A 17,117-nucleotide genomic window follows, 5' to 3' on the forward strand; every position below is an offset into this window, starting at 1 on the left:
TTTTTTAAAATTAGAAACTAACATCCAATCCAACTTGAAATGACTTGGTATTTGGGTAACTATATAAAGTAGCTTCACCAGGAGCAACAACATTTGCGAATGAAATGGTTTCTCCAGAAGAAAGACCTACTTCAGGATCTCCCCAAAATTTAGTAAATGTCAACAAGTTTTGTCCTTGAGCATAAATTCTAAGTGAACTAATTGCTGTGTTCTCTAAGGTCTTGCTTGGGAATGTATAAGAAAGAGTTACGTTACGCATACGTATGTAATCTCCTTTTTCTAACCATCTGTCAGAATTGCCCATAACAGATGCATCTGTAGTGGCATAGATAGGGCTTGGAAGCACTCCTGTGTCTCCAGGTTGTTGCCAGTAGTTAAACGCGTTTGTTGATTGATTATCTGTGATAGCTAAACCATCAGATTCACGGTCAGAACGTACAAAGTTATTAATCCAGTTTCCTGCTTTGAAAACGAAATCTGTACGAAGTCCAAATCCTTTGTAAACAATGTTGGAAAAGAATCCTCCTTCTTTGTCTGCAATTGTAGATTTTCCTTGGAAAACACGATTGTCATTTTCATCCGTTGGTAAATCATCGGCAAAGTAAGTATTTCCATCAGCTCCGTAGAATAAACCTCTACCAGTTGCAGGATCTACACCAGCATAACGTACTAAGAAATGTTCGTTAATTTTACGACCTTCTTGGTAGCGAATGAAAAATGCATTTGGTGTTACGTCTTCCCCTTCTGGAAGAGCAACAACTTCTGTATCCAAGAATATGATATTTCCACCTAAAGTCCAAGTGAAATCAGGACTGCGGAAAACATCAGCTTGTAACGAAATTTCAAGACCTTTATTCTGAATCTCACCTAAGTTACCTGCGATTGAACCTACTCCTGCTTCATAAGCAGTTGGGATAGGGAAAAGCAAATCTGTTGTATTTCTGATGAAGTAATCAGAAACTAAACGAACTCTGTTGTTATACATGTTAAGTTCTACACCCACATTATAAGTTTCAGTAGTTTCCCATTGTAATTCTGGGTTAGCTACACGTGTAGGAATTGTACTAGATCCACCTGGATAAGAATCGAAACCTACTGTACCTTGAGATGCGTATCTACCGATACCATTTCTGTTACCAACAGTACCATAAGCAGCTCTAATTTTTAAATCGTTTACTGCATCAATACCAAAGAAATCTTCTTTTGCAATGTTCCAACCAGCACTTCCACTATAGAAAGTACCAAATCTTACATCAGTACCGAAGTTAGACGATCCATCACGACGTACAGAAGCAGAAAGTAAATATTTCTCTTTGAAATCGTAATCAGCAAAAGCACCATAAGAAACTAAAGTTAATCTAGTTCTACTTGTAAAACCATCGTTAAGTTCAGATGCGTTAGCTTGAGTAGTCAATAATGCTGAAGGAAAACCTTTACTTCTAACAAACTGACGATTAAACTCGTTCATGTTATATTCATAAAGACCCAAAACATTTAAGTTGTGGTTGTTCTTATTTAAATTGTACATTAAACGGTTACTTACCGTAAAGTCTAATCTGTGTTGTTGATCATCAAATTTGTTACCAGTTGGAGAACCATTTAGAATGATATCTAAAATACCTCCTGGTTTAGAATAGCTTTCTCTTCTTGTAGCTCCCCAGTTTACAGCTACATTAAAGCCATAACTCCAGTTTTTGCTAAAGGTTACTAAAGCGTCTACACTACCAATAGTGGTGTTTTCAATATCTTCACTCGGCTCACTTAAAAGTGCTCCACGGATAGGAAATCCAGTATGTGTTGGGTTGTAGATAGGATTACCGTTGTCATCTAACTGAGTAGTTCCGTCATCATTTAAAAGGAATTCAGTTTCGTAAGCGTTGTAATCAAGCATACCTCTAAAAGGGTTTTGCGTATTGTTTCTATCTCTTGGCTCATCGCTCATAGATCTAGAGTATCCTACGTTTACACCTACAGTAAGCCATTCTTTTGCGTCGAAATTAACGTTCAAACGTGTACCTAATCTTTCAAAACCATCAATATTGTCAATAATACCTGTGTTTCTATCATTTGATACAGAGAAGTAATAATCCATTTTTTCAGCACCACCAGAAACGGAAACACTGTTGTTTTGGATAATACCATCTTTCAAAATAATATCTTCCCAATCTACTTCTCTATCTAAAAGCATTTGACGCTCTATAGATCCAGGTTGTGTAGTTACTCCAGGAGTACCTGCAGCGCCTGTAACACCTAAAGCATACAATTCAGCTTCATACTGCATTTTTTCCGAAGCATTCATCATTGTATAATTCGGATCGATGTATGAAGATGTACCATAACGAGAGCTGAAACGAATTACAGCATCTTTGTTACGATTACCATTTTTAGTTGTAATTACAACCACACCGTTAGCTCCACGTGAACCGTAACGAGCAGTGGTGGCTGCATCTTTTAGGATTGTAATGTTTTCAATATCCTCATTTGGGATATTAGAAAGATCTTCCTCTCTAATAGGCGATCCATCCACAATATATAGTGGAGAAGATGCACCGGCAACAAGAGATCCTGTTCCACGAATACGAACAAAAGCTCCTTGACCTGGCTTACCGTTAGCAGCAGTTACCTGTACCCCGGCCGCTTTACCTTGCAGCATATTGTCAATACTGGTAGTTGGCGCCATTAGCGCAAGTTCTGATGCGGAAATCGACACTACTGCCGAAGTCTGTACCGTTTGGTTCCTTGTAGAATACCCAGTAACAACAACCTCATTCAAGCTTTCACCTGGTTGAAGGTTCATGTCAATTTTATTTTGGGCACCTACTTTTACTTCCTTGGTGTCAAAACCTACATAACTAAAGGTAAGCGTCTGGCCCACACTAGCAGAAATGGAATAATTTCCATCAAAATCTGACTGTGTACCAGTGTTTGTCCCCTTGATTATAACGTTTGCACCAGGCAATGGCAGACCTGTGTCGTCCGTCACCGTACCTGTAATAGTTTTTTGCTGCGCGAAGGTAAGCTGCACAACTAACGCTAATACTAGCGTTAAAATTCCACTAAACTTTGTTCTCATTTTTATAGATTATTTGAATTAGCCAACGGCAAAAATCACAATAAAAAGTTAATTACACAAGTATTTGCTCCCAATTTTTGGGTTTATTTAAGAGGTATTGTAGTTTTATTGAACGAAATGTTAAAATTTTGATGAAATACTGATGTGTATTTTGGTGTTTGAAAAGTTGAAGTCCGCATTCTGCCTATTCCCATTGGCAATATTGAAGCGGAAGATACCAGCCTTAGTATTTAGTCCTAGACCCAGTCCAAAGCTATATAATTTCTCCTTTATCATAATTGTTTGATTTTCGAAATAACCAAGATCTATTATACTGTGTAGATATACGCCATCATTAAATTGATAGCGGTATTCAGTATTCAAAACTGAAAAAAGTGAAGCGTCAATACTATTCTCGTCAAAACCGCGAATACTGTTTATGCCTCCAAAGCGGAACAATTCATTAACTAAATAGGTGTCGCTAAACAGGACGCTCGTACTATTTTGCACAAATATTGAGTTTCGGTAATTTAAGTTAAAGATGTTATTTATCACAGATTCAAACCCCAATTGGCTCTCAGATTTGCTTTCTTTTTTGCGGGAACCTATACCCATGTCCAGATAAATTGCTGTTTTTATTGGGAACAGTTTTCGGTTTTGAGACTTTTTATAACTCCCGCCCATAATAAAAAAGCGAGAAGTAAAATCTTCTATGGGTATTCCTGCAACAGCTTCATCTAATAGATTGCTTGATTCGAAACCTTTGTAGCCAATATATACAATAGATTTTGGGTTTATTTGGTACGAAGTACGCACTTGTTGCTCTGTAGTTATAAAAGTGCTATCTCTTTTAAAGATCATTAATTCTCCACTCAGTCCAAATGGTGTGCTAAAAAGATAGGGGAGTGTAAGCTTGGTTCTAAAATTTACTTGCTCTTGGCCATCTGCTTTGTAGTTAATCAAAAACTGCTCTCCATAATTTAAGTTATTATTAAGTTCTAAATTCAAGTAGCCGTTAAATGATAGTTTTTGACTTTTCTCGTCAGTAGCAAAACCCAATATGCCGTCAAAAAGATTATTATTTTGTTTTTCCAAATAAAAATACACTGTAGTGCTGTCTTTTCTGAACAACGCTTCGGGTGGTTTAACTGTTGAAACAAAACCAAGACTGTTTAAATTTTCATTTTGCGTTACCAATTTTTTCTGATTGAATGTTTTTCCTTTACGAACACCGGCATAATATTTAAGAAATGATTTCGGAAATTTTTCGTAACCCTTCAACACAATTGAATCTACCGTGCGAATGTTTCCGTTGTCAATAAAAAGTGTTGCGCTCAAATTGCCGACTTCGTCTTTTTCAAATTCGGCCAATTTTACACGTGCAAAAGCATTTCCTTTTTGGTTGCGCAGTGCTGTAAGTTTTTTTAACGAAGCCGGAATGGTTTCAAAAGGTAGCATGAAAGTGGAGTCCTCAATTATTGAAGAAACGCGCTGAAGTTCTTTTTTGGTGAAATCATCTTCGGAATAGAAAATTTTTAGTTCTTTGTATTTTTTTCCGAGGAAGAAGTCTGCGATGTAGCTGCTGTCATTTTCTTTTTGCAATTGAAGCAATTCACTTTCAATGTAGCCCATGCGCTGTAGTTTTAAATGCAGAGTATCGGTTTCACTTTTTAGCAATAGAAAATTCTTGAAAGAAGTTTGCATTTGCAAGGAATCGGTAATGCCATCGGGAATTGGTTTTTCAGCCTTTATAGTAAGGTATAGTTCCTGTGCTTGTATTCCGTAGAAAAAACAGGTATACATATTAAGGAAAAAGAAAAGTGCAAGATATTTTTTCAAAAAGCGAATAAATTAACGTTGTAAATCTAACGTTTCAACTTGCCATTTCATATTCAAATTAAAAAAATAATGAAAGAGTGCTGAAAATTAATTCAGTATGGTTTGATTAGTTAAATAATTATTCTACATTTGCATCCCCTAAAAATAGGGGTGTTTTATTTTTAAACATTAATAATACATATTTTATATGCCAACAATTTCACAATTAGTACGTAAAGGAAGGACCAAAATAACCAAGAAGAGTAAATCGGTTGCTTTGGATTCGTGCCCACAACGTCGTGGTGTTTGTACGCGTGTATATACTACTACACCTAAAAAACCAAACTCTGCTATGCGTAAAGTAGCAAGGGTTAGGCTTACAAATGGTAAGGAAGTAAACGCATACATCCCAGGCGAAGGTCACAATCTCCAAGAGCACTCGATAGTATTGGTTAGAGGTGGAAGGGTAAAAGATTTGCCAGGAGTTAGGTATCACATTGTTCGTGGAGCATTAGACACCGCTGGTGTTGCAGGCCGCACACAACGTAGATCTAAGTACGGAGCAAAACGCCCTAAAAAGTAGGAACGCAATAGATTGCGTTCAGTAAAAATGAAAACGGGTTAAACGTTTGTTTTAATTAACGTTTAGCTATAACAAAACAACAAATGAGAAAAAGACAGGCCAAAAAAAGACCGCTTTTACCAGATCCAAGGTTTAACGACCAGTTGGTTACACGTTTCGTAAACAACATGATGTGGGATGGGAAAAAGAGTGTGGCTTTCAAAGTTTTCTATGATGCAATTGACATTGTAGATGAAAAGAAACCAGACGACGAAAAAACTGCATTGGAGCTATGGAAAGATGCACTTTCTAATGTTATGCCTCACGTAGAGGTACGTAGCCGTAGAGTTGGTGGGGCAACCTTCCAAATTCCAAATCAAATACGTCCAGACCGTAAAATTGCAACTGCAATGAAATGGTTGATTACCTATTCAAGAAAAAGAAACGAGAAATCCATGGCTGCAAAATTAGCAGGTGAGATTCTTGCTGCTGCTAAAGAAGAAGGCGCTGCTGTTAAGAAACGTATGGACACTCACAAAATGGCAGAAGCTAACAAAGCATTCTCACATTTCAGATTCTAAAAAATGGCACAAAGAGATTTAAAATACACAAGAAATATCGGGATTGCTGCGCATATTGATGCGGGTAAAACCACAACTACAGAGCGAATCCTTTTTTATACTGGGGTAAGCCATAAACTTGGTGAGGTTCACGATGGAGCTGCAACAATGGACTGGATGGAGCAAGAGCAGGAGCGTGGTATTACCATTACTTCAGCTGCTACAACTTGTACTTGGAAGTTTCCAATGGAAAACGCTGAAGTTTTGCCTGAAACAAAAGAATACAACTTTAATATTATTGACACTCCTGGTCACGTAGATTTTACCGTAGAGGTAAACCGCTCGCTTAGAGTACTTGATGGTTTGGTGTTCCTTTTTAGTGCAGTAGATGGTGTAGAGCCACAATCTGAAACTAACTGGAGACTTGCTGATAACTATAAGGTGCCGCGTATTGGTTTCGTAAATAAAATGGACCGTCAGGGTGCAAACTTTTTAGAAGTTTGCCAACAGGTTAAAGACATGTTGGGTAGCAATGCAGTGCCAATTGTATTGAATATTGGTGATGAGGAAAATTTTAAAGGAATTGTTGATTTGGTTAAGAACCGTGCTGTCATCTTTCACGATGATTCATTTGGTGCAACTTTTGACGTTATTGATATCCCTGAAGAATTAAAAGCAGAGTCGAAAATGCTAAGAGGTAAACTTATTGAAGAAGTTGCCGCTTACGATGAAAACCTGCTTGAAAAATATATGGAAGATGAAAATTCCATTACCGAGGATGAAATCCACGCTGCGCTTCGTGCTGCTGTAATGGATATGAGTATCATCCCAATGGTATGTGGTTCTTCATTTAAGAATAAAGGTGTTCAGTTTCTTTTAGATGCTGTATGTCGTTATTTACCAGCTCCAACAGACAAAGAAGGTATTATAGGAATTAATCCTGATACTGAAAAAGAAGAAATTCGTAAGCCAGATGTAACTGCTCCTTTTGCAGCATTAGCTTTTAAGATTGCTACAGATCCTTTCGTAGGTCGCTTGGCATTCTTCCGTGTTTATTCTGGTCGTTTGGATGCAGGTTCATATATCTTGAACAACCGTTCAGGAAAAAAAGAACGTATTTCTCGTATCTACCAAATGCACTCTAACAAACAAAACGCTATCGATTTTATCGAAGCTGGAGATATTGGAGCAGCAGTTGGATTTAAAGATATTAAGACTGGTGATACTATGTCTGATGAAAAACACCCAATTGTTTTAGAAAGTATGGACTTTCCCGATCCAGTAATTGGTATCGCGGTAGAGCCTAAAACAAAGGCGGATGTTGATAAATTAGGAATGGCATTATCAAAACTTGCCGAAGAAGATCCTACATTCCAAGTACGTACAGACGAAGCTTCTGGACAAACTATTATTTCTGGAATGGGCGAACTTCACTTAGATATTATCGTTGACCGTTTACGTCGCGAATTTAAGGTAGAAGTTAACCAAGGTCAACCTCAGGTTGAGTATAAAGAAGCGGTAACAAAAACTGCAGATCACAGAGAAGTTTACAAAAAACAATCTGGTGGTCGTGGTAAATTTGCCGATATCGTATTTACTTTAGGTCCTGTAGATGAAGAAGATCCTAAAGAAGGACTTATATTTGTTAACGCTGTAAAAGGTGGTAACGTTCCTAAGGAATTTATTCCTTCTGTTGAAAAAGGATTCAAACAAGCAATGGTCAATGGCCCACTTGCAGGTTTCGAAGTAGATAGTATGAAGGTTACTTTAAAAGATGGATCTTTCCACCCTGTGGATTCTGATGCATTGTCTTTTGAGCTTGCTGCTAAAATTGGTTTCAAAGAAGTTGCCAAAAAAGCAGGAGCTGTAATTATGGAGCCTATTATGAAAATAGAGGTAATTACACCGGAAGAAAACATGGGTGATATTGTTGGTGACCTTAACCGTCGTCGTGGAACAATCACTAATATGGGTGACCGTGCAGGCGCAAAAGTAATTAAAGGTGAAGTGCCACTTTCTGAAATGTTTGGTTATGTAACCACTTTAAGAACATTGTCTTCAGGTCGTGCTACTTCAACAATGGAATTTTCACATTATGCGCAAACACCTTCAAATATTTCTGAAGATGTTATCGCAAAAGCAAGAGGGACCTCAAACGATTAATAATTTCAGCTATGAGTCAAAAAATAAGAATAAAACTAAAATCTTACGATCACAATTTGGTGGACAAATCTGCTGAAAAAATCGTTAAGACCGTAAAGAGTACTGGTGCTGTAGTAACAGGACCAATTCCTTTACCAACACACAAAAAAATCTTTACAGTATTACGTTCTCCACACGTTAACAAGAAGAGTCGTGAGCAATTCCAATTAAGTTCTTACAAAAGACTATTGGATATTTACAGTTCTTCTTCAAAAACAATTGACGCTCTAATGAAATTAGAGTTGCCAAGTGGTGTAGAAGTAGAGATTAAAGTATAATTTCCTGCGAAGGCGGGAATCTCATGAGGTAAGTTATTGTCATGAGATGCCTGCTTGCGCAGGTATGAAAATGTCCTCAACGATGGTTGGGGAAAAACGGTAAACAAAGTAACATTCGGGATCGAATTTATTTTGATCCCGTTTGCTTTGAATAGAATATCGCGATTTATCGCAATTCAAATAAATATTAGTAATAATCAATAAATAATTAAATATGTCTGGGTTAATTGGAAGAAAGATAGGGATGACCAGCATCTTTGACGAGAACGGAAAGAATATTCCGTGTACCGTTATTGAGGCAGGACCCTGTGTTGTCACCCAAGTCAGAACCATAGAGGTTGACGGGTACAATGCTCTTCAACTTGGTTTCGATGACAAGAAGACTGCTACTAAAGCTGCTGAAGGGCACGCTAAAAAAGCAGGAACCGTTGCAAAACGCAAAGTCGTTGAATTCCAAGGATTTGAAGAAAAATACAAATTAGGTGACACAATTACTGTGGAACACTTTATTGAAGGTGAATTCGTGGATATCGCGGGTACTTCTAAAGGTAAAGGTTTTCAAGGGGTTGTAAAACGTCATGGTTTTGCTGGTGTTGGTCAAGCCACACACGGTCAGCACAACCGTTTGCGTGCACCAGGATCTATTGGAGCTGCATCTTATCCTGCGAGAGTATTCAAAGGAATGCGTATGGCGGGTCAAATGGGCAACGAGAGAGTAAAAGTTGAAAATTTAAGAGTTTTGAAAGTAGTTCCTGAAAAGAATCTACTTGTGGTTAAAGGAGCAATTCCTGGCCATAAAAACGCTTATGTAATGATCGAGAAATAATGAAGGTAGCTGTACTAGATATAAACGGAAAAGACACAGGCCGGAAAGTTGAACTTTCTGCAGATGTGTTCGGAATAGAGCCTAACAATCACGCTGTTTACCTTGATGTGAAACAATACCTTGCCAATCAAAGACAAGGAACTCACAAAGCAAAGGAACGTGCTGAGATTTCTGGTTCTACCAGAAAAATAAAGAAGCAAAAAGGAACTGGTACTGCCCGTGCGGGTAGCATCAAGTCTGGTGTATTTAGAGGTGGTGGTAGAATGTTTGGACCTCGTCCACGCAATTACTCCTTTAAATTGAACAAAAACCTTAAGCGTTTGGCACGTAAATCTGCCTTAACGATGAAGGCGAATAAGAAAGCTATTTTTGTACTAGAAGACCTTACTTTTGACGCTCCAAAAACCAAGAATTTTACCGCGGTTTTGAAGAGTTTAGGACTTGATGACAAAAAATCTTTATTTGTGTTGGGAGATTTAAATAATAATGTATATTTGTCCTCTCGCAATTTGAAAGGTACTGAAGTTATAACTAACTCACAATTAAGTACTTACAAAATTATGAATGCAAACAGTTTAGTGCTGTTTGAAGGTTCTTTGGAAGGAATTGAAACAAACTTAAGTAAATAGAAACAAGATGAACATCTTAATTAAACCTATAATTACGGAAAAAGCTACTAAAGACGCTGAAGACAAAAATGTTTTTGGCTTTGTAGTGAACCCAAAGGCGAATAAGGTAGAAATCAAGAAAGCGGTGGAAGCTGCTTACGGAGTTTCTGTTGAAAAAGTTCGCACAATGAATGTCCGCCCTGATAGGAAGACCCGTTATACAAAAACAGGTGTCCAAACTGGTAAAACGAATGCTTACAAAAAAGCAATCGTACAGGTGGCGGAAGGTGATACAATAGATTTTTACAGCAACATCTAAGGTAACTTAGATTTAATCAGACAAAAATGTCAGTAAGAAAATTAAAACCAATCACCCCAGGTCAGCGTTTTAGAGTTGTAAATGGTTTCGACGCCATTACAACTGATAAGCCGGAGAAGTCTTTACTTGCTCCGAACAAACGATCTGGTGGTCGAAACAGTACAGGTAAAATGACCATGCGCTACATAGGTGGTGGTCATAAGAAAAAATATCGAATTATCGATTTTAAACGCGACAAAGTAGGAGTTCCTGCTACAGTTGCTAGTATTCAATACGATCCAAACCGTACAGCATTTATCGCACTTTTAAACTATCAAGATGGTGAGAAGCGATATGTAATTGCACAAAACGGACTACAAGTTGGGCAGAATATCCTTTCAGGTGATGCAATTGCTCCCGAGATTGGAAACGCAATGTCTCTTTCAGCTATTCCATTAGGTACTATTATTTCTTGCATCGAGCTTCGTCCCGGTCAAGGAGCTATTATGGCTCGTAGTGCTGGTGCTTTCGCACAGCTTATGGCTCGTGATGGAAAATATGCTACCGTTAAACTTCCTTCAGGCGAAACCCGATTAATTTTGGTAAACTGTATGGCTACCATTGGTGCCGTATCAAACAGTGATCACCAATTGTTAGTTTCTGGTAAAGCTGGTAGAAGTAGATGGTTGGGTAGAAGACCACGTACAAGACCAGTAGTGATGAACCCAGTCGATCACCCAATGGGTGGTGGTGAAGGTAAATCTTCTGGAGGTCACCCACGTTCTAGAAAAGGTATACCTGCTAAAGGTTACAGAACCCGTACTAAAACGAAAGCGAGTAATAAATATATCTTAGAACGAAGAAAGAAATAAGTTATGGCAAGATCGTTAAAAAAAGGACCGTTCGTTCATTACAAACTAGACAAGAAAGTTCAACAAAACGTTGATGATAATAAGAAGACCGTAATCAAAACTTGGTCACGTGCTTCTATGATCACACCAGATTTTGTTGGCCAAACCATCGCAGTACATAATGGACGCCAATTTGTTCCTGTATATGTTACAGAAAACATGGTTGGGCATAAACTAGGAGAATTTTCACCTACAAGATCATTCCGTGGTCACGCAGGTGCTAAAAACAAAGGTAAAAAATAAGAGGCCATGGGAGTTCGTAAAAGAGAAAGAGCAGATGCAATCAAGGAAGCTAAGAAGACTATCTACTTAGCTAAATTGAATAATTGCCCCACTTCACCAAGAAAGATGCGTTTAATGGCAGACTTGGTACGTGGTGAGAAAATAGATAAAGCACTTAACATTTTGAAGTTTAGTTCAAAAGAATCTTCACGTAAATTGGAGAAACTACTTTTGTCTGCCATCAATAACTGGCAACAAAAAAACGAAGACGCTTCAATAGAAGATGCAGATCTTTTTGTTAAGGAAATCCGTGTGGATGGTGGAACAATGTTGAAAAGACTTAGACCAGCACCGCAAGGCCGCGCACACAGAATTAGAAAGCGCTCCAACCACGTAACACTGGTATTGGCAGCTAACGATAACACACAAAGCAAATAACTAAATGGGACAGAAGACAAATCCAATCGGGAATCGCTTAGGTATCATTAGAGGTTGGGAATCCAACTGGTACGGAGGCAACGACTACGGCGATAAATTAGCCGAAGACGACAAGATCAGGAAGTATATCCACGCTCGTTTAAGTAAAGCTAGTGTGAGTAGAGTAATTATTGAGCGTACGCTTAAGCTTGTAACCGTTACTATAACCACTGCCCGTCCCGGTATCATAATCGGTAAAGGTGGCCAGGAAGTAGACAAGCTAAAAGAAGAGCTTAAAAAAATTACAGATAAAGAAGTACAGATCAACATCCACGAGATTAAAAGACCTGAACTTGATGCATTTTTGGTAGCTGCAAGTATTGCACGCCAAATTGAAAGTCGTATTTCATACCGTCGTGCTATTAAAATGGCAATTGCGGCAACAATGCGAATGAATGCTGAAGGTATTAAAGTTCAAATCTCAGGACGTTTGAATGGTGCTGAAATGGCACGTTCAGAATCTTATAAAGAGGGTCGTATTCCTTTATCAACTTTTAGAGCCGATATTGACTACGCTTTAGTTGAGGCACACACTACTTATGGTAGATTGGGTGTTAAAGTATGGATTATGAAAGGTGAAGTATATGGAAAGAGAGAACTTTCCCCACTTGTTGGTTTATCGACTGGCAAAAAGAGTGGTGGCAAAGGAGCTCCAGGACGCGGTGGCAACAAAGCACGTCGCAGAAAGTAATTTTTTAAATAAAAGAAAATGTTACAACCTAAAAGAACAAAGTACCGTAAGCAAATGAAAGGTCGTATGAAAGGCGATGCCGGACGTGGCACTCAGTTAGCGTACGGAACCTTCGGTATAAAATCGTTGGAATCAGAATTTCTTACAGCAAGACAAATAGAAGCTGCACGTATCGCTGCAACCCGTTTTATGAAGAGAGAAGGTTCTATCTGGATTATGATTTTTCCAGATAAACCAATCACCAAGAAACCTCTTGAAGTACGTATGGGTAAAGGTAAAGGTGCTGTGGAATATTACGCTGCTGTGGTAAAACCAGGAAGAATGCTTTTCGAAGTATCTGGTGTTACTGTTGAAACAGCAAAAGAAGCATTGCGCCTTGCGGCTCAAAAGCTTCCAGTAAAAACTAAATTTGTAATGTCTCGGGATTTCCAAGCATAATTTTTTGAACGATGAAACAATCAGAAATTAAGAAAGCATCAACGGCAGAACTTCAGGAAGCATTCGCTGAATCTAGGAAGGCTTATTCAGACCTTAAAATGGCTCATACCATTTCACCGTTGGAAAATCCAGTTCAACTAAGATCCCAGAGAAGGGTGATAGCAAGAATAGCGACGGAACTAACTAATAGAGAAGTGCAGTAATTGTACAGCTGAAAGATGGAAGAAATTAAAAGAAACTTAAGAAAAGAACGTGTTGGTGTTGTAACCAGTAACAAAATGGATAAGTCCATTGTAGTTGCAGAGGTTAAAAAAGTAAAACACCCAATGTACGGAAAGTTCGTTTTGAAAACGAAAAAATACGTAGCACACGACGAGACAAACAACTGCAACGAAGGAGATACAGTAAGGATCATGGAAACACGCCCTTTAAGTAAAACTAAATGTTGGAGATTAGTAGAAATAATTGAAAGAGCGAAGTAGTTATGTTACAACAAGAATCAAGACTCAAAGTCGCAGATAATACCGGTGCTAAAGAAGTTCTTTGCATCCGCGTATTGGGCGGTACAAAAAGAAGGTATGCTTCGATTGGTGATAAAATAGTAGTTTCTGTTAAAGAAGCAACACCAAACGGAAGCATTAAGAAAGGAGCAGTTTCTACAGCAGTAGTAGTACGTACTGCTAAAGAGATAAGAAGACCTGATGGATCTTACATCCGTTTCGACGATAACGCTTGTGTGCTTTTAAACCCACAAGGTGAAATGAGAGGAACGCGTGTTTTTGGACCTGTAGCAAGAGAACTTCGTGATAGACAATTTATGAAAATAGTATCATTGGCACCAGAGGTGCTTTAATATGAAAACTAAGATGGCAAAGCTTAAAATAAAATCAGGAGATACAGTAGTAGTTACTGCCGGAGACCACAAAGGTTCTGAAGGTAAGGTAATGAAAGTTATCCTTGACAAAAACAAAGCAATCGTAGAGGGAGTTAATATGGTTTCAAAACATGAGAAACCAAGCGCGAAAAACCCACAGGGTGGAATCGTGAAAAAAGAAGCTCCTATCCATATTTCAAACCTTTCATTGGTTGATCCAAAATCTGGAAAAGCTACACGTGTAGGGTATAAAACTGAAGATGGTAAAAAAGTACGGTTTTCAAAACAATCGAATCAAGTAATATAGTTATGGCATATTTACCAAGACTTAAAGAAGAGTACAGAGGCAGAGTGGTTAACGCACTCACAGACGAATTTGGTTACAAAAACGTCATGCAAGTACCAAAATTGGAGCGTATTGTTGTTTCCCGCGGTGTGGGTGCAGCAGTAGCAGACAAGAAACTTATTGACTATTCGGTTGATGAGTTTACAAAGATAACCGGGCAAAAAGCGGTTTCAACTAACTCTAAAAAGGATGTTGCAAACTTCAAACTTCGTAAAGGCATGCCAATTGGTGTGAAAGTTACGTTGCGTGGAGAGCGTATGTACGAATTTTTAGATAGATTAGTTACTTCTGCATTGCCAAGGGTACGTGACTTTAACGGAATTAAAGCAACCGGTTTTGACGGAAGAGGAAATTACTCTTTAGGCGTTACCGAGCAAATTATCTTCCCAGAAATCGATATCGATAAAGTGAAGAAAATTGAAGGAATGAACATTACGTTCATTACTACAGCTGCTACCGATAAAGAAGCGAAATCATTATTACAAGAATTGGGTCTACCCTTTAAAAAGAACTAAGTTATGGCTAAAGAATCAATGAAAGCCCGCGAGGTTAAGAGACAAAAAACGGTATTGAAGTATGCTGCCAAACGTAAAGCTTTGAAAGAAGCTGGCGATTGGGAAGGTTTACAGAAATTACCAAAAAATGCCTCACCAGTTCGTTTGCACAACCGTTGTAAACTAACAGGAAGACCAAGAGGGTATATGAGAACTTTTGGAATTTCACGTGTAACATTTCGTGAAATGGCAAATTCAGGGTTAATTCCAGGGGTGCGTAAAGCATCTTGGTAAAATAATGATGTAGGCGTGCAATTAATTGTGCGTGTATCAAAATGTAAATACTAATTGGTTGCAGGTTCGAACCCGTCACTCGGGTCGAAAACCACTTCCGCAAATTCAAATAAATGAATACAGATCCAATTTCAGATTATCTAACACGTGTTAGAAATGCTGCAAAAGCCGGACATCGCGTAGTAGAGATTCCAGCGTCTAATCTTAAAAAGGAGATTACAAAAATCCTTTTTGATCAAGGTTACATTTTAAGCTACAAATTTGATGACGAGAGTACCGCACAGGGAGTCATTAAAATTGCGTTGAAATACGACAAGCTTACCAAAGAATCGGTGATCAAGAAAATTCAAAGAATTAGTAAACCAGGTTTACGTAAATATGCAGGTTCATTAGAGCTTCCGCGCGTTCTCAACGGTCTTGGAATTGCAATTGTTTCAACTTCTTCAGGAGTTATGACAGGCAAACAAGCCAAGGCGCAGAATGTTGGTGGCGAAGTATTATGTTACGTTTACTAAAAAATAGACAAAGAAATGTCAAGAATAGGTAAAAACCCGGTAGCAATCCCACAAGGAGTTACAGTTGATGTAAAAGACAACGTAATAACCGTGAAAGGAAAATTAGGCGAGTTAACTCAGGAATACTCTGATGTAACCGTAAAAGTAGAAGATAATCAAGTTATTGTTGAGCGCCCTTCAGATTCAAAAGATCATACGGCAAAACACGGTCTTTACAGATCGTTGGTAAACAATATGATTGAAGGCGTAAGCAACGGATGGACCAAACAATTAGAATTGGTAGGTGTGGGTTACCGCGCTAGCAACCAAGGACAAAAATTGGAATTGGCTTTAGGATTTTCACACAACATCATTTTGGACATTGCTCCAGAAGTTAAAGTGGAAACTGTATCAGATAAGGGTAAAAACCCAATCATAAAACTTACTTCTCACGACAAGCAATTGGTAGGACAAGTTGCGGCGAAAATACGTGGCTTCCGTAGGCCAGAGCCGTACAAAGGAAAAGGAATTAAGTTTGTAGGTGAACAATTAAGAAGAAAAGCAGGTAAATCTGCATAACAAATAGAGTTATGGCATTATCAAAATACGAAAGAAGAGCGCGCTTGCGCATGCGAATCAGAAAAACCGTGGATGGGACAGAAAGTCGCCCACGTTTGGCTGTATTTCGTAGCAACAAAGAAATATACGCTCAGATTATTGACGATGTAAGTGGAAAAACAATTACCGCTGCATCTTCAAGAGATAAAGACATTGACGCTTCAAAAGTAAACAAAGTTGAAGCTGCAAAAATGGTAGGAAAAGCAATCGCAGAAAAAGCTGTTAAAGCAGGTGTTGAAACCATCGCTTTTGACAGAGGCGGTTACCTATACCACGGAAGAGTAAAATCATTAGCTGAAGGTGCACGCGAAGGTGGCCTTAAATTCTAAGTAGCATTATGTATCAAGATTATAAAAACGTAGAATTAGTAAAACCAGGAGGTCTTGAATTGAAAGACCGATTGGTAGGTGTACAACGTGTAACCAAGGTGACCAAAGGTGGTCGTGCCTTCGGATTTTCAGCTATTGTAGTTGTTGGTGACGAAAAAGGAGTGGTAGGCCACGGACTTGGGAAATCCAAGGATGTAGCTAGTGCAATAGCGAAAGCTATTGAGGATGCCAAGAAAAACTTGATTCGCATTCCACTAAACAAGGTAACACTTCCACACGAACAAAAAGGAAAATATGGCGGAGCCCGTGTTAACCTTCTTCCAGCAGCGCCTGGTACCGGAGTTATTGCTGGTGGTGCCGTACGTGCCGTATTGGAAGCAGTAGGAGTTCACGATGTATTGTCAAAATCACAAGGATCTTCCAACCCACACAACGTGGTAAAAGCAACTTTTGATGCCCTTTTGCAAATGCGAAGTGCACAAACTATTGCTAACCAAAGAGGGATTTCACTTGATAAAGTATTCAAAGGATAAATATCAGAACGATGGCAAAAATTAAAGTAACAAAGGTTAGAAGCGTTATAAAGCGTCCAAAAAACCAAAAGAGAATCATGGAATCGTTAGGTCTTCATAAGATGAACCAAACTGTGGAACATGAAGACACGCCAAATATTCTTGGTATGATCAATAAAGTTAATCACTTGGTTTCTGTTGAAACTAAATAAA

25 protein-coding genes are annotated in these 17,117 nt (G+C 38.5%); 23 read left to right on the top strand and 2 right to left on the bottom strand.

Annotation, left to right across the window (positions count from 1 at the left end; all coding sequences use genetic code 11):
* Positions 1-10 precede the first annotated feature (10 nt).
* Positions 11-3,073: a SusC/RagA family TonB-linked outer membrane protein gene (locus tag AC3RVF_RS09630; protein WP_489691436.1), complete on the bottom strand. Its 3,063-nt coding sequence runs from the start codon at positions 3,071-3,073 to the stop codon at positions 11-13.
* 120 nt (positions 3,074-3,193) lie between these two features.
* The gene (locus AC3RVF_RS09635; RefSeq protein ID WP_489691437.1) at positions 3,194-4,891 is read right to left on the bottom strand and encodes a POTRA domain-containing protein; all 1,698 of its coding nucleotides are present in this window, start codon (positions 4,889-4,891) and stop codon (positions 3,194-3,196) included.
* Between the two features lie 187 nt (positions 4,892-5,078).
* Here AC3RVF_RS09635 and rpsL point away from each other — a divergent pair, with 187 nt between their 5' ends.
* The 23 genes from rpsL to rpmD all read left to right on the top strand — a co-directional run bounded on the left by rpsL (position 5,079) and on the right by rpmD (position 17,116).
* On the top strand, positions 5,079-5,453 hold the full coding sequence (rpsL, locus tag AC3RVF_RS09640; RefSeq protein WP_014782632.1) for a 30S ribosomal protein S12: 375 nt from the start codon (positions 5,079-5,081) through the stop codon (positions 5,451-5,453).
* A gap of 83 nt (positions 5,454-5,536) precedes the next feature.
* Positions 5,537-6,013, top strand: coding sequence for a 30S ribosomal protein S7 (rpsG, locus tag AC3RVF_RS09645; protein WP_489691438.1), 477 nt, complete (start codon positions 5,537-5,539; stop codon positions 6,011-6,013).
* 3 nt (positions 6,014-6,016) lie between these two features.
* Complete coding sequence (gene fusA, locus AC3RVF_RS09650) at positions 6,017-8,155, top strand: elongation factor G (protein ID WP_489691439.1); 2,139 nt, start codon at positions 6,017-6,019, stop codon at positions 8,153-8,155.
* Positions 8,156-8,166: 11 nt separating this feature from the next.
* A complete protein-coding gene (gene rpsJ, locus AC3RVF_RS09655; protein ID WP_010181931.1) occupies positions 8,167-8,472 on the top strand; it encodes a 30S ribosomal protein S10 in 306 nt (101 codons plus the stop codon).
* Positions 8,473-8,686: 214 nt separating this feature from the next.
* The gene (gene rplC, locus AC3RVF_RS09660) at positions 8,687-9,298 is read left to right on the top strand and encodes a 50S ribosomal protein L3 (protein WP_489691440.1); all 612 of its coding nucleotides are present in this window, start codon (positions 8,687-8,689) and stop codon (positions 9,296-9,298) included.
* Positions 9,298-9,927 carry a 50S ribosomal protein L4 gene (gene rplD, locus AC3RVF_RS09665; RefSeq protein ID WP_489691441.1) on the top strand — a complete coding sequence of 210 codons (630 nt, stop codon included), beginning with the start codon at positions 9,298-9,300 and terminating at the stop codon, positions 9,925-9,927. Before rplC ends, rplD begins: the two co-directional genes overlap by 1 nt.
* 7 nt (positions 9,928-9,934) lie before the next feature.
* On the top strand, positions 9,935-10,225 hold the full coding sequence (gene rplW / locus AC3RVF_RS09670) for a 50S ribosomal protein L23 (protein ID WP_045079239.1): 291 nt from the start codon (positions 9,935-9,937) through the stop codon (positions 10,223-10,225).
* 26 nt (positions 10,226-10,251) lie between these two features.
* Positions 10,252-11,076, top strand: a complete 825-nt coding sequence (gene rplB / locus AC3RVF_RS09675) for a 50S ribosomal protein L2 (protein WP_489691442.1) — start codon at positions 10,252-10,254, stop codon at positions 11,074-11,076.
* Between the two features lie 3 nt (positions 11,077-11,079).
* Complete coding sequence (rpsS, locus tag AC3RVF_RS09680) at positions 11,080-11,358, top strand: 30S ribosomal protein S19 (RefSeq protein ID WP_111880330.1); 279 nt, start codon at positions 11,080-11,082, stop codon at positions 11,356-11,358.
* 6 nt (positions 11,359-11,364) lie between these two features.
* Positions 11,365-11,775 (top strand): 50S ribosomal protein L22, encoded by a 411-nt coding sequence (rplV, locus tag AC3RVF_RS09685; RefSeq protein ID WP_489691443.1) that lies wholly within the window; start codon positions 11,365-11,367, stop codon positions 11,773-11,775.
* Positions 11,776-11,779: 4 nt separating this feature from the next.
* Positions 11,780-12,505, top strand: coding sequence for a 30S ribosomal protein S3 (gene rpsC, locus AC3RVF_RS09690; protein ID WP_489691444.1), 726 nt, complete (start codon positions 11,780-11,782; stop codon positions 12,503-12,505).
* Positions 12,506-12,523: 18 nt separating this feature from the next.
* Complete coding sequence (gene rplP, locus AC3RVF_RS09695) at positions 12,524-12,943, top strand: 50S ribosomal protein L16 (protein ID WP_489691445.1); 420 nt, start codon at positions 12,524-12,526, stop codon at positions 12,941-12,943.
* 11 nt (positions 12,944-12,954) lie between these two features.
* The gene (gene rpmC, locus AC3RVF_RS09700) at positions 12,955-13,146 is read left to right on the top strand and encodes a 50S ribosomal protein L29 (RefSeq protein WP_489691446.1); all 192 of its coding nucleotides are present in this window, start codon (positions 12,955-12,957) and stop codon (positions 13,144-13,146) included.
* A gap of 15 nt (positions 13,147-13,161) precedes the next feature.
* Positions 13,162-13,425: a 30S ribosomal protein S17 gene (gene rpsQ / locus AC3RVF_RS09705; protein ID WP_489691447.1), complete on the top strand. Its 264-nt coding sequence runs from the start codon at positions 13,162-13,164 to the stop codon at positions 13,423-13,425.
* 2 nt (positions 13,426-13,427) lie between these two features.
* Positions 13,428-13,796, top strand: a complete 369-nt coding sequence (rplN, locus tag AC3RVF_RS09710; RefSeq protein ID WP_489691448.1) for a 50S ribosomal protein L14 — start codon at positions 13,428-13,430, stop codon at positions 13,794-13,796.
* Between the two features lie 13 nt (positions 13,797-13,809).
* Positions 13,810-14,124 (top strand): 50S ribosomal protein L24, encoded by a 315-nt coding sequence (gene rplX, locus AC3RVF_RS09715; protein ID WP_489691449.1) that lies wholly within the window; start codon positions 13,810-13,812, stop codon positions 14,122-14,124.
* A gap of 2 nt (positions 14,125-14,126) precedes the next feature.
* Complete coding sequence (gene rplE / locus AC3RVF_RS09720) at positions 14,127-14,678, top strand: 50S ribosomal protein L5 (RefSeq protein WP_489691450.1); 552 nt, start codon at positions 14,127-14,129, stop codon at positions 14,676-14,678.
* Positions 14,679-14,681: 3 nt separating this feature from the next.
* Positions 14,682-14,951, top strand: coding sequence for a 30S ribosomal protein S14 (gene rpsN / locus AC3RVF_RS09725; protein ID WP_111880340.1), 270 nt, complete (start codon positions 14,682-14,684; stop codon positions 14,949-14,951).
* Between the two features lie 113 nt (positions 14,952-15,064).
* A complete protein-coding gene (gene rpsH, locus AC3RVF_RS09730; protein WP_489691451.1) occupies positions 15,065-15,466 on the top strand; it encodes a 30S ribosomal protein S8 in 402 nt (133 codons plus the stop codon).
* Between the two features lie 15 nt (positions 15,467-15,481).
* On the top strand, positions 15,482-16,024 hold the full coding sequence (gene rplF, locus AC3RVF_RS09735; RefSeq protein ID WP_489691452.1) for a 50S ribosomal protein L6: 543 nt from the start codon (positions 15,482-15,484) through the stop codon (positions 16,022-16,024).
* 11 nt (positions 16,025-16,035) lie between these two features.
* Positions 16,036-16,392, top strand: coding sequence for a 50S ribosomal protein L18 (gene rplR, locus AC3RVF_RS09740; protein ID WP_489691453.1), 357 nt, complete (start codon positions 16,036-16,038; stop codon positions 16,390-16,392).
* Positions 16,393-16,400: 8 nt separating this feature from the next.
* Positions 16,401-16,925, top strand: coding sequence for a 30S ribosomal protein S5 (rpsE, locus tag AC3RVF_RS09745; protein WP_489691454.1), 525 nt, complete (start codon positions 16,401-16,403; stop codon positions 16,923-16,925).
* Positions 16,926-16,936: 11 nt separating this feature from the next.
* Positions 16,937-17,116 (top strand): 50S ribosomal protein L30, encoded by a 180-nt coding sequence (gene rpmD, locus AC3RVF_RS09750; protein WP_111880345.1) that lies wholly within the window; start codon positions 16,937-16,939, stop codon positions 17,114-17,116.
* The last annotated feature ends 1 nt before the right edge of the window (position 17,117 follow it).

It is taken from the genome of Aequorivita sp. IT1183 (assembly GCF_058068265.1).

Excerpts from the sequence above, each read along its gene's own strand:
- rplC (WP_489691440.1), top strand. The coding sequence starts at position 8,687 with ATGTCTGGGTTAATTGGAAGAAAGATAGGGATGACCAGCATCTTTGAC.
- rplR (WP_489691453.1), top strand. The coding sequence starts at position 16,036 with ATGGCATTATCAAAATACGAAAGAAGAGCGCGCTTGCGCATGCGAATC.
- rplN (WP_489691448.1), top strand. The coding sequence starts at position 13,428 with ATGTTACAACAAGAATCAAGACTCAAAGTCGCAGATAATACCGGTGCT.
- fusA (WP_489691439.1), top strand. The coding sequence starts at position 6,017 with ATGGCACAAAGAGATTTAAAATACACAAGAAATATCGGGATTGCTGCG.
- rpsN (WP_111880340.1), top strand. The coding sequence starts at position 14,682 with ATGGCTAAAGAATCAATGAAAGCCCGCGAGGTTAAGAGACAAAAAACG.
- rpsJ (WP_010181931.1), top strand. The coding sequence starts at position 8,167 with ATGAGTCAAAAAATAAGAATAAAACTAAAATCTTACGATCACAATTTG.
- rplE (WP_489691450.1), top strand. The coding sequence starts at position 14,127 with ATGGCATATTTACCAAGACTTAAAGAAGAGTACAGAGGCAGAGTGGTT.
- rpsE (WP_489691454.1), top strand. The coding sequence starts at position 16,401 with ATGTATCAAGATTATAAAAACGTAGAATTAGTAAAACCAGGAGGTCTT.
- rplX (WP_489691449.1), top strand. The coding sequence starts at position 13,810 with ATGGCAAAGCTTAAAATAAAATCAGGAGATACAGTAGTAGTTACTGCC.
- rpsQ (WP_489691447.1), top strand. The coding sequence starts at position 13,162 with ATGGAAGAAATTAAAAGAAACTTAAGAAAAGAACGTGTTGGTGTTGTA.
- rplF (WP_489691452.1), top strand. The coding sequence starts at position 15,482 with ATGTCAAGAATAGGTAAAAACCCGGTAGCAATCCCACAAGGAGTTACA.
- rpsG (WP_489691438.1), top strand. The coding sequence starts at position 5,537 with ATGAGAAAAAGACAGGCCAAAAAAAGACCGCTTTTACCAGATCCAAGG.
- rpmD (WP_111880345.1), top strand. The coding sequence starts at position 16,937 with ATGGCAAAAATTAAAGTAACAAAGGTTAGAAGCGTTATAAAGCGTCCA.
- rpmC (WP_489691446.1), top strand. The coding sequence starts at position 12,955 with ATGAAACAATCAGAAATTAAGAAAGCATCAACGGCAGAACTTCAGGAA.
- rplP (WP_489691445.1), top strand. The coding sequence starts at position 12,524 with ATGTTACAACCTAAAAGAACAAAGTACCGTAAGCAAATGAAAGGTCGT.
- rpsS (WP_111880330.1), top strand. The coding sequence starts at position 11,080 with ATGGCAAGATCGTTAAAAAAAGGACCGTTCGTTCATTACAAACTAGAC.
- rpsH (WP_489691451.1), top strand. The coding sequence starts at position 15,065 with ATGAATACAGATCCAATTTCAGATTATCTAACACGTGTTAGAAATGCT.
- AC3RVF_RS09630 (WP_489691436.1), bottom strand. The coding sequence starts at position 3,073 with ATGAGAACAAAGTTTAGTGGAATTTTAACGCTAGTATTAGCGTTAGTT.
- rpsL (WP_014782632.1), top strand. The coding sequence starts at position 5,079 with ATGCCAACAATTTCACAATTAGTACGTAAAGGAAGGACCAAAATAACC.
- rpsC (WP_489691444.1), top strand. The coding sequence starts at position 11,780 with ATGGGACAGAAGACAAATCCAATCGGGAATCGCTTAGGTATCATTAGA.
- rplD (WP_489691441.1), top strand. The coding sequence starts at position 9,298 with ATGAAGGTAGCTGTACTAGATATAAACGGAAAAGACACAGGCCGGAAA.
- rplW (WP_045079239.1), top strand. The coding sequence starts at position 9,935 with ATGAACATCTTAATTAAACCTATAATTACGGAAAAAGCTACTAAAGAC.
- rplB (WP_489691442.1), top strand. The coding sequence starts at position 10,252 with ATGTCAGTAAGAAAATTAAAACCAATCACCCCAGGTCAGCGTTTTAGA.
- rplV (WP_489691443.1), top strand. The coding sequence starts at position 11,365 with ATGGGAGTTCGTAAAAGAGAAAGAGCAGATGCAATCAAGGAAGCTAAG.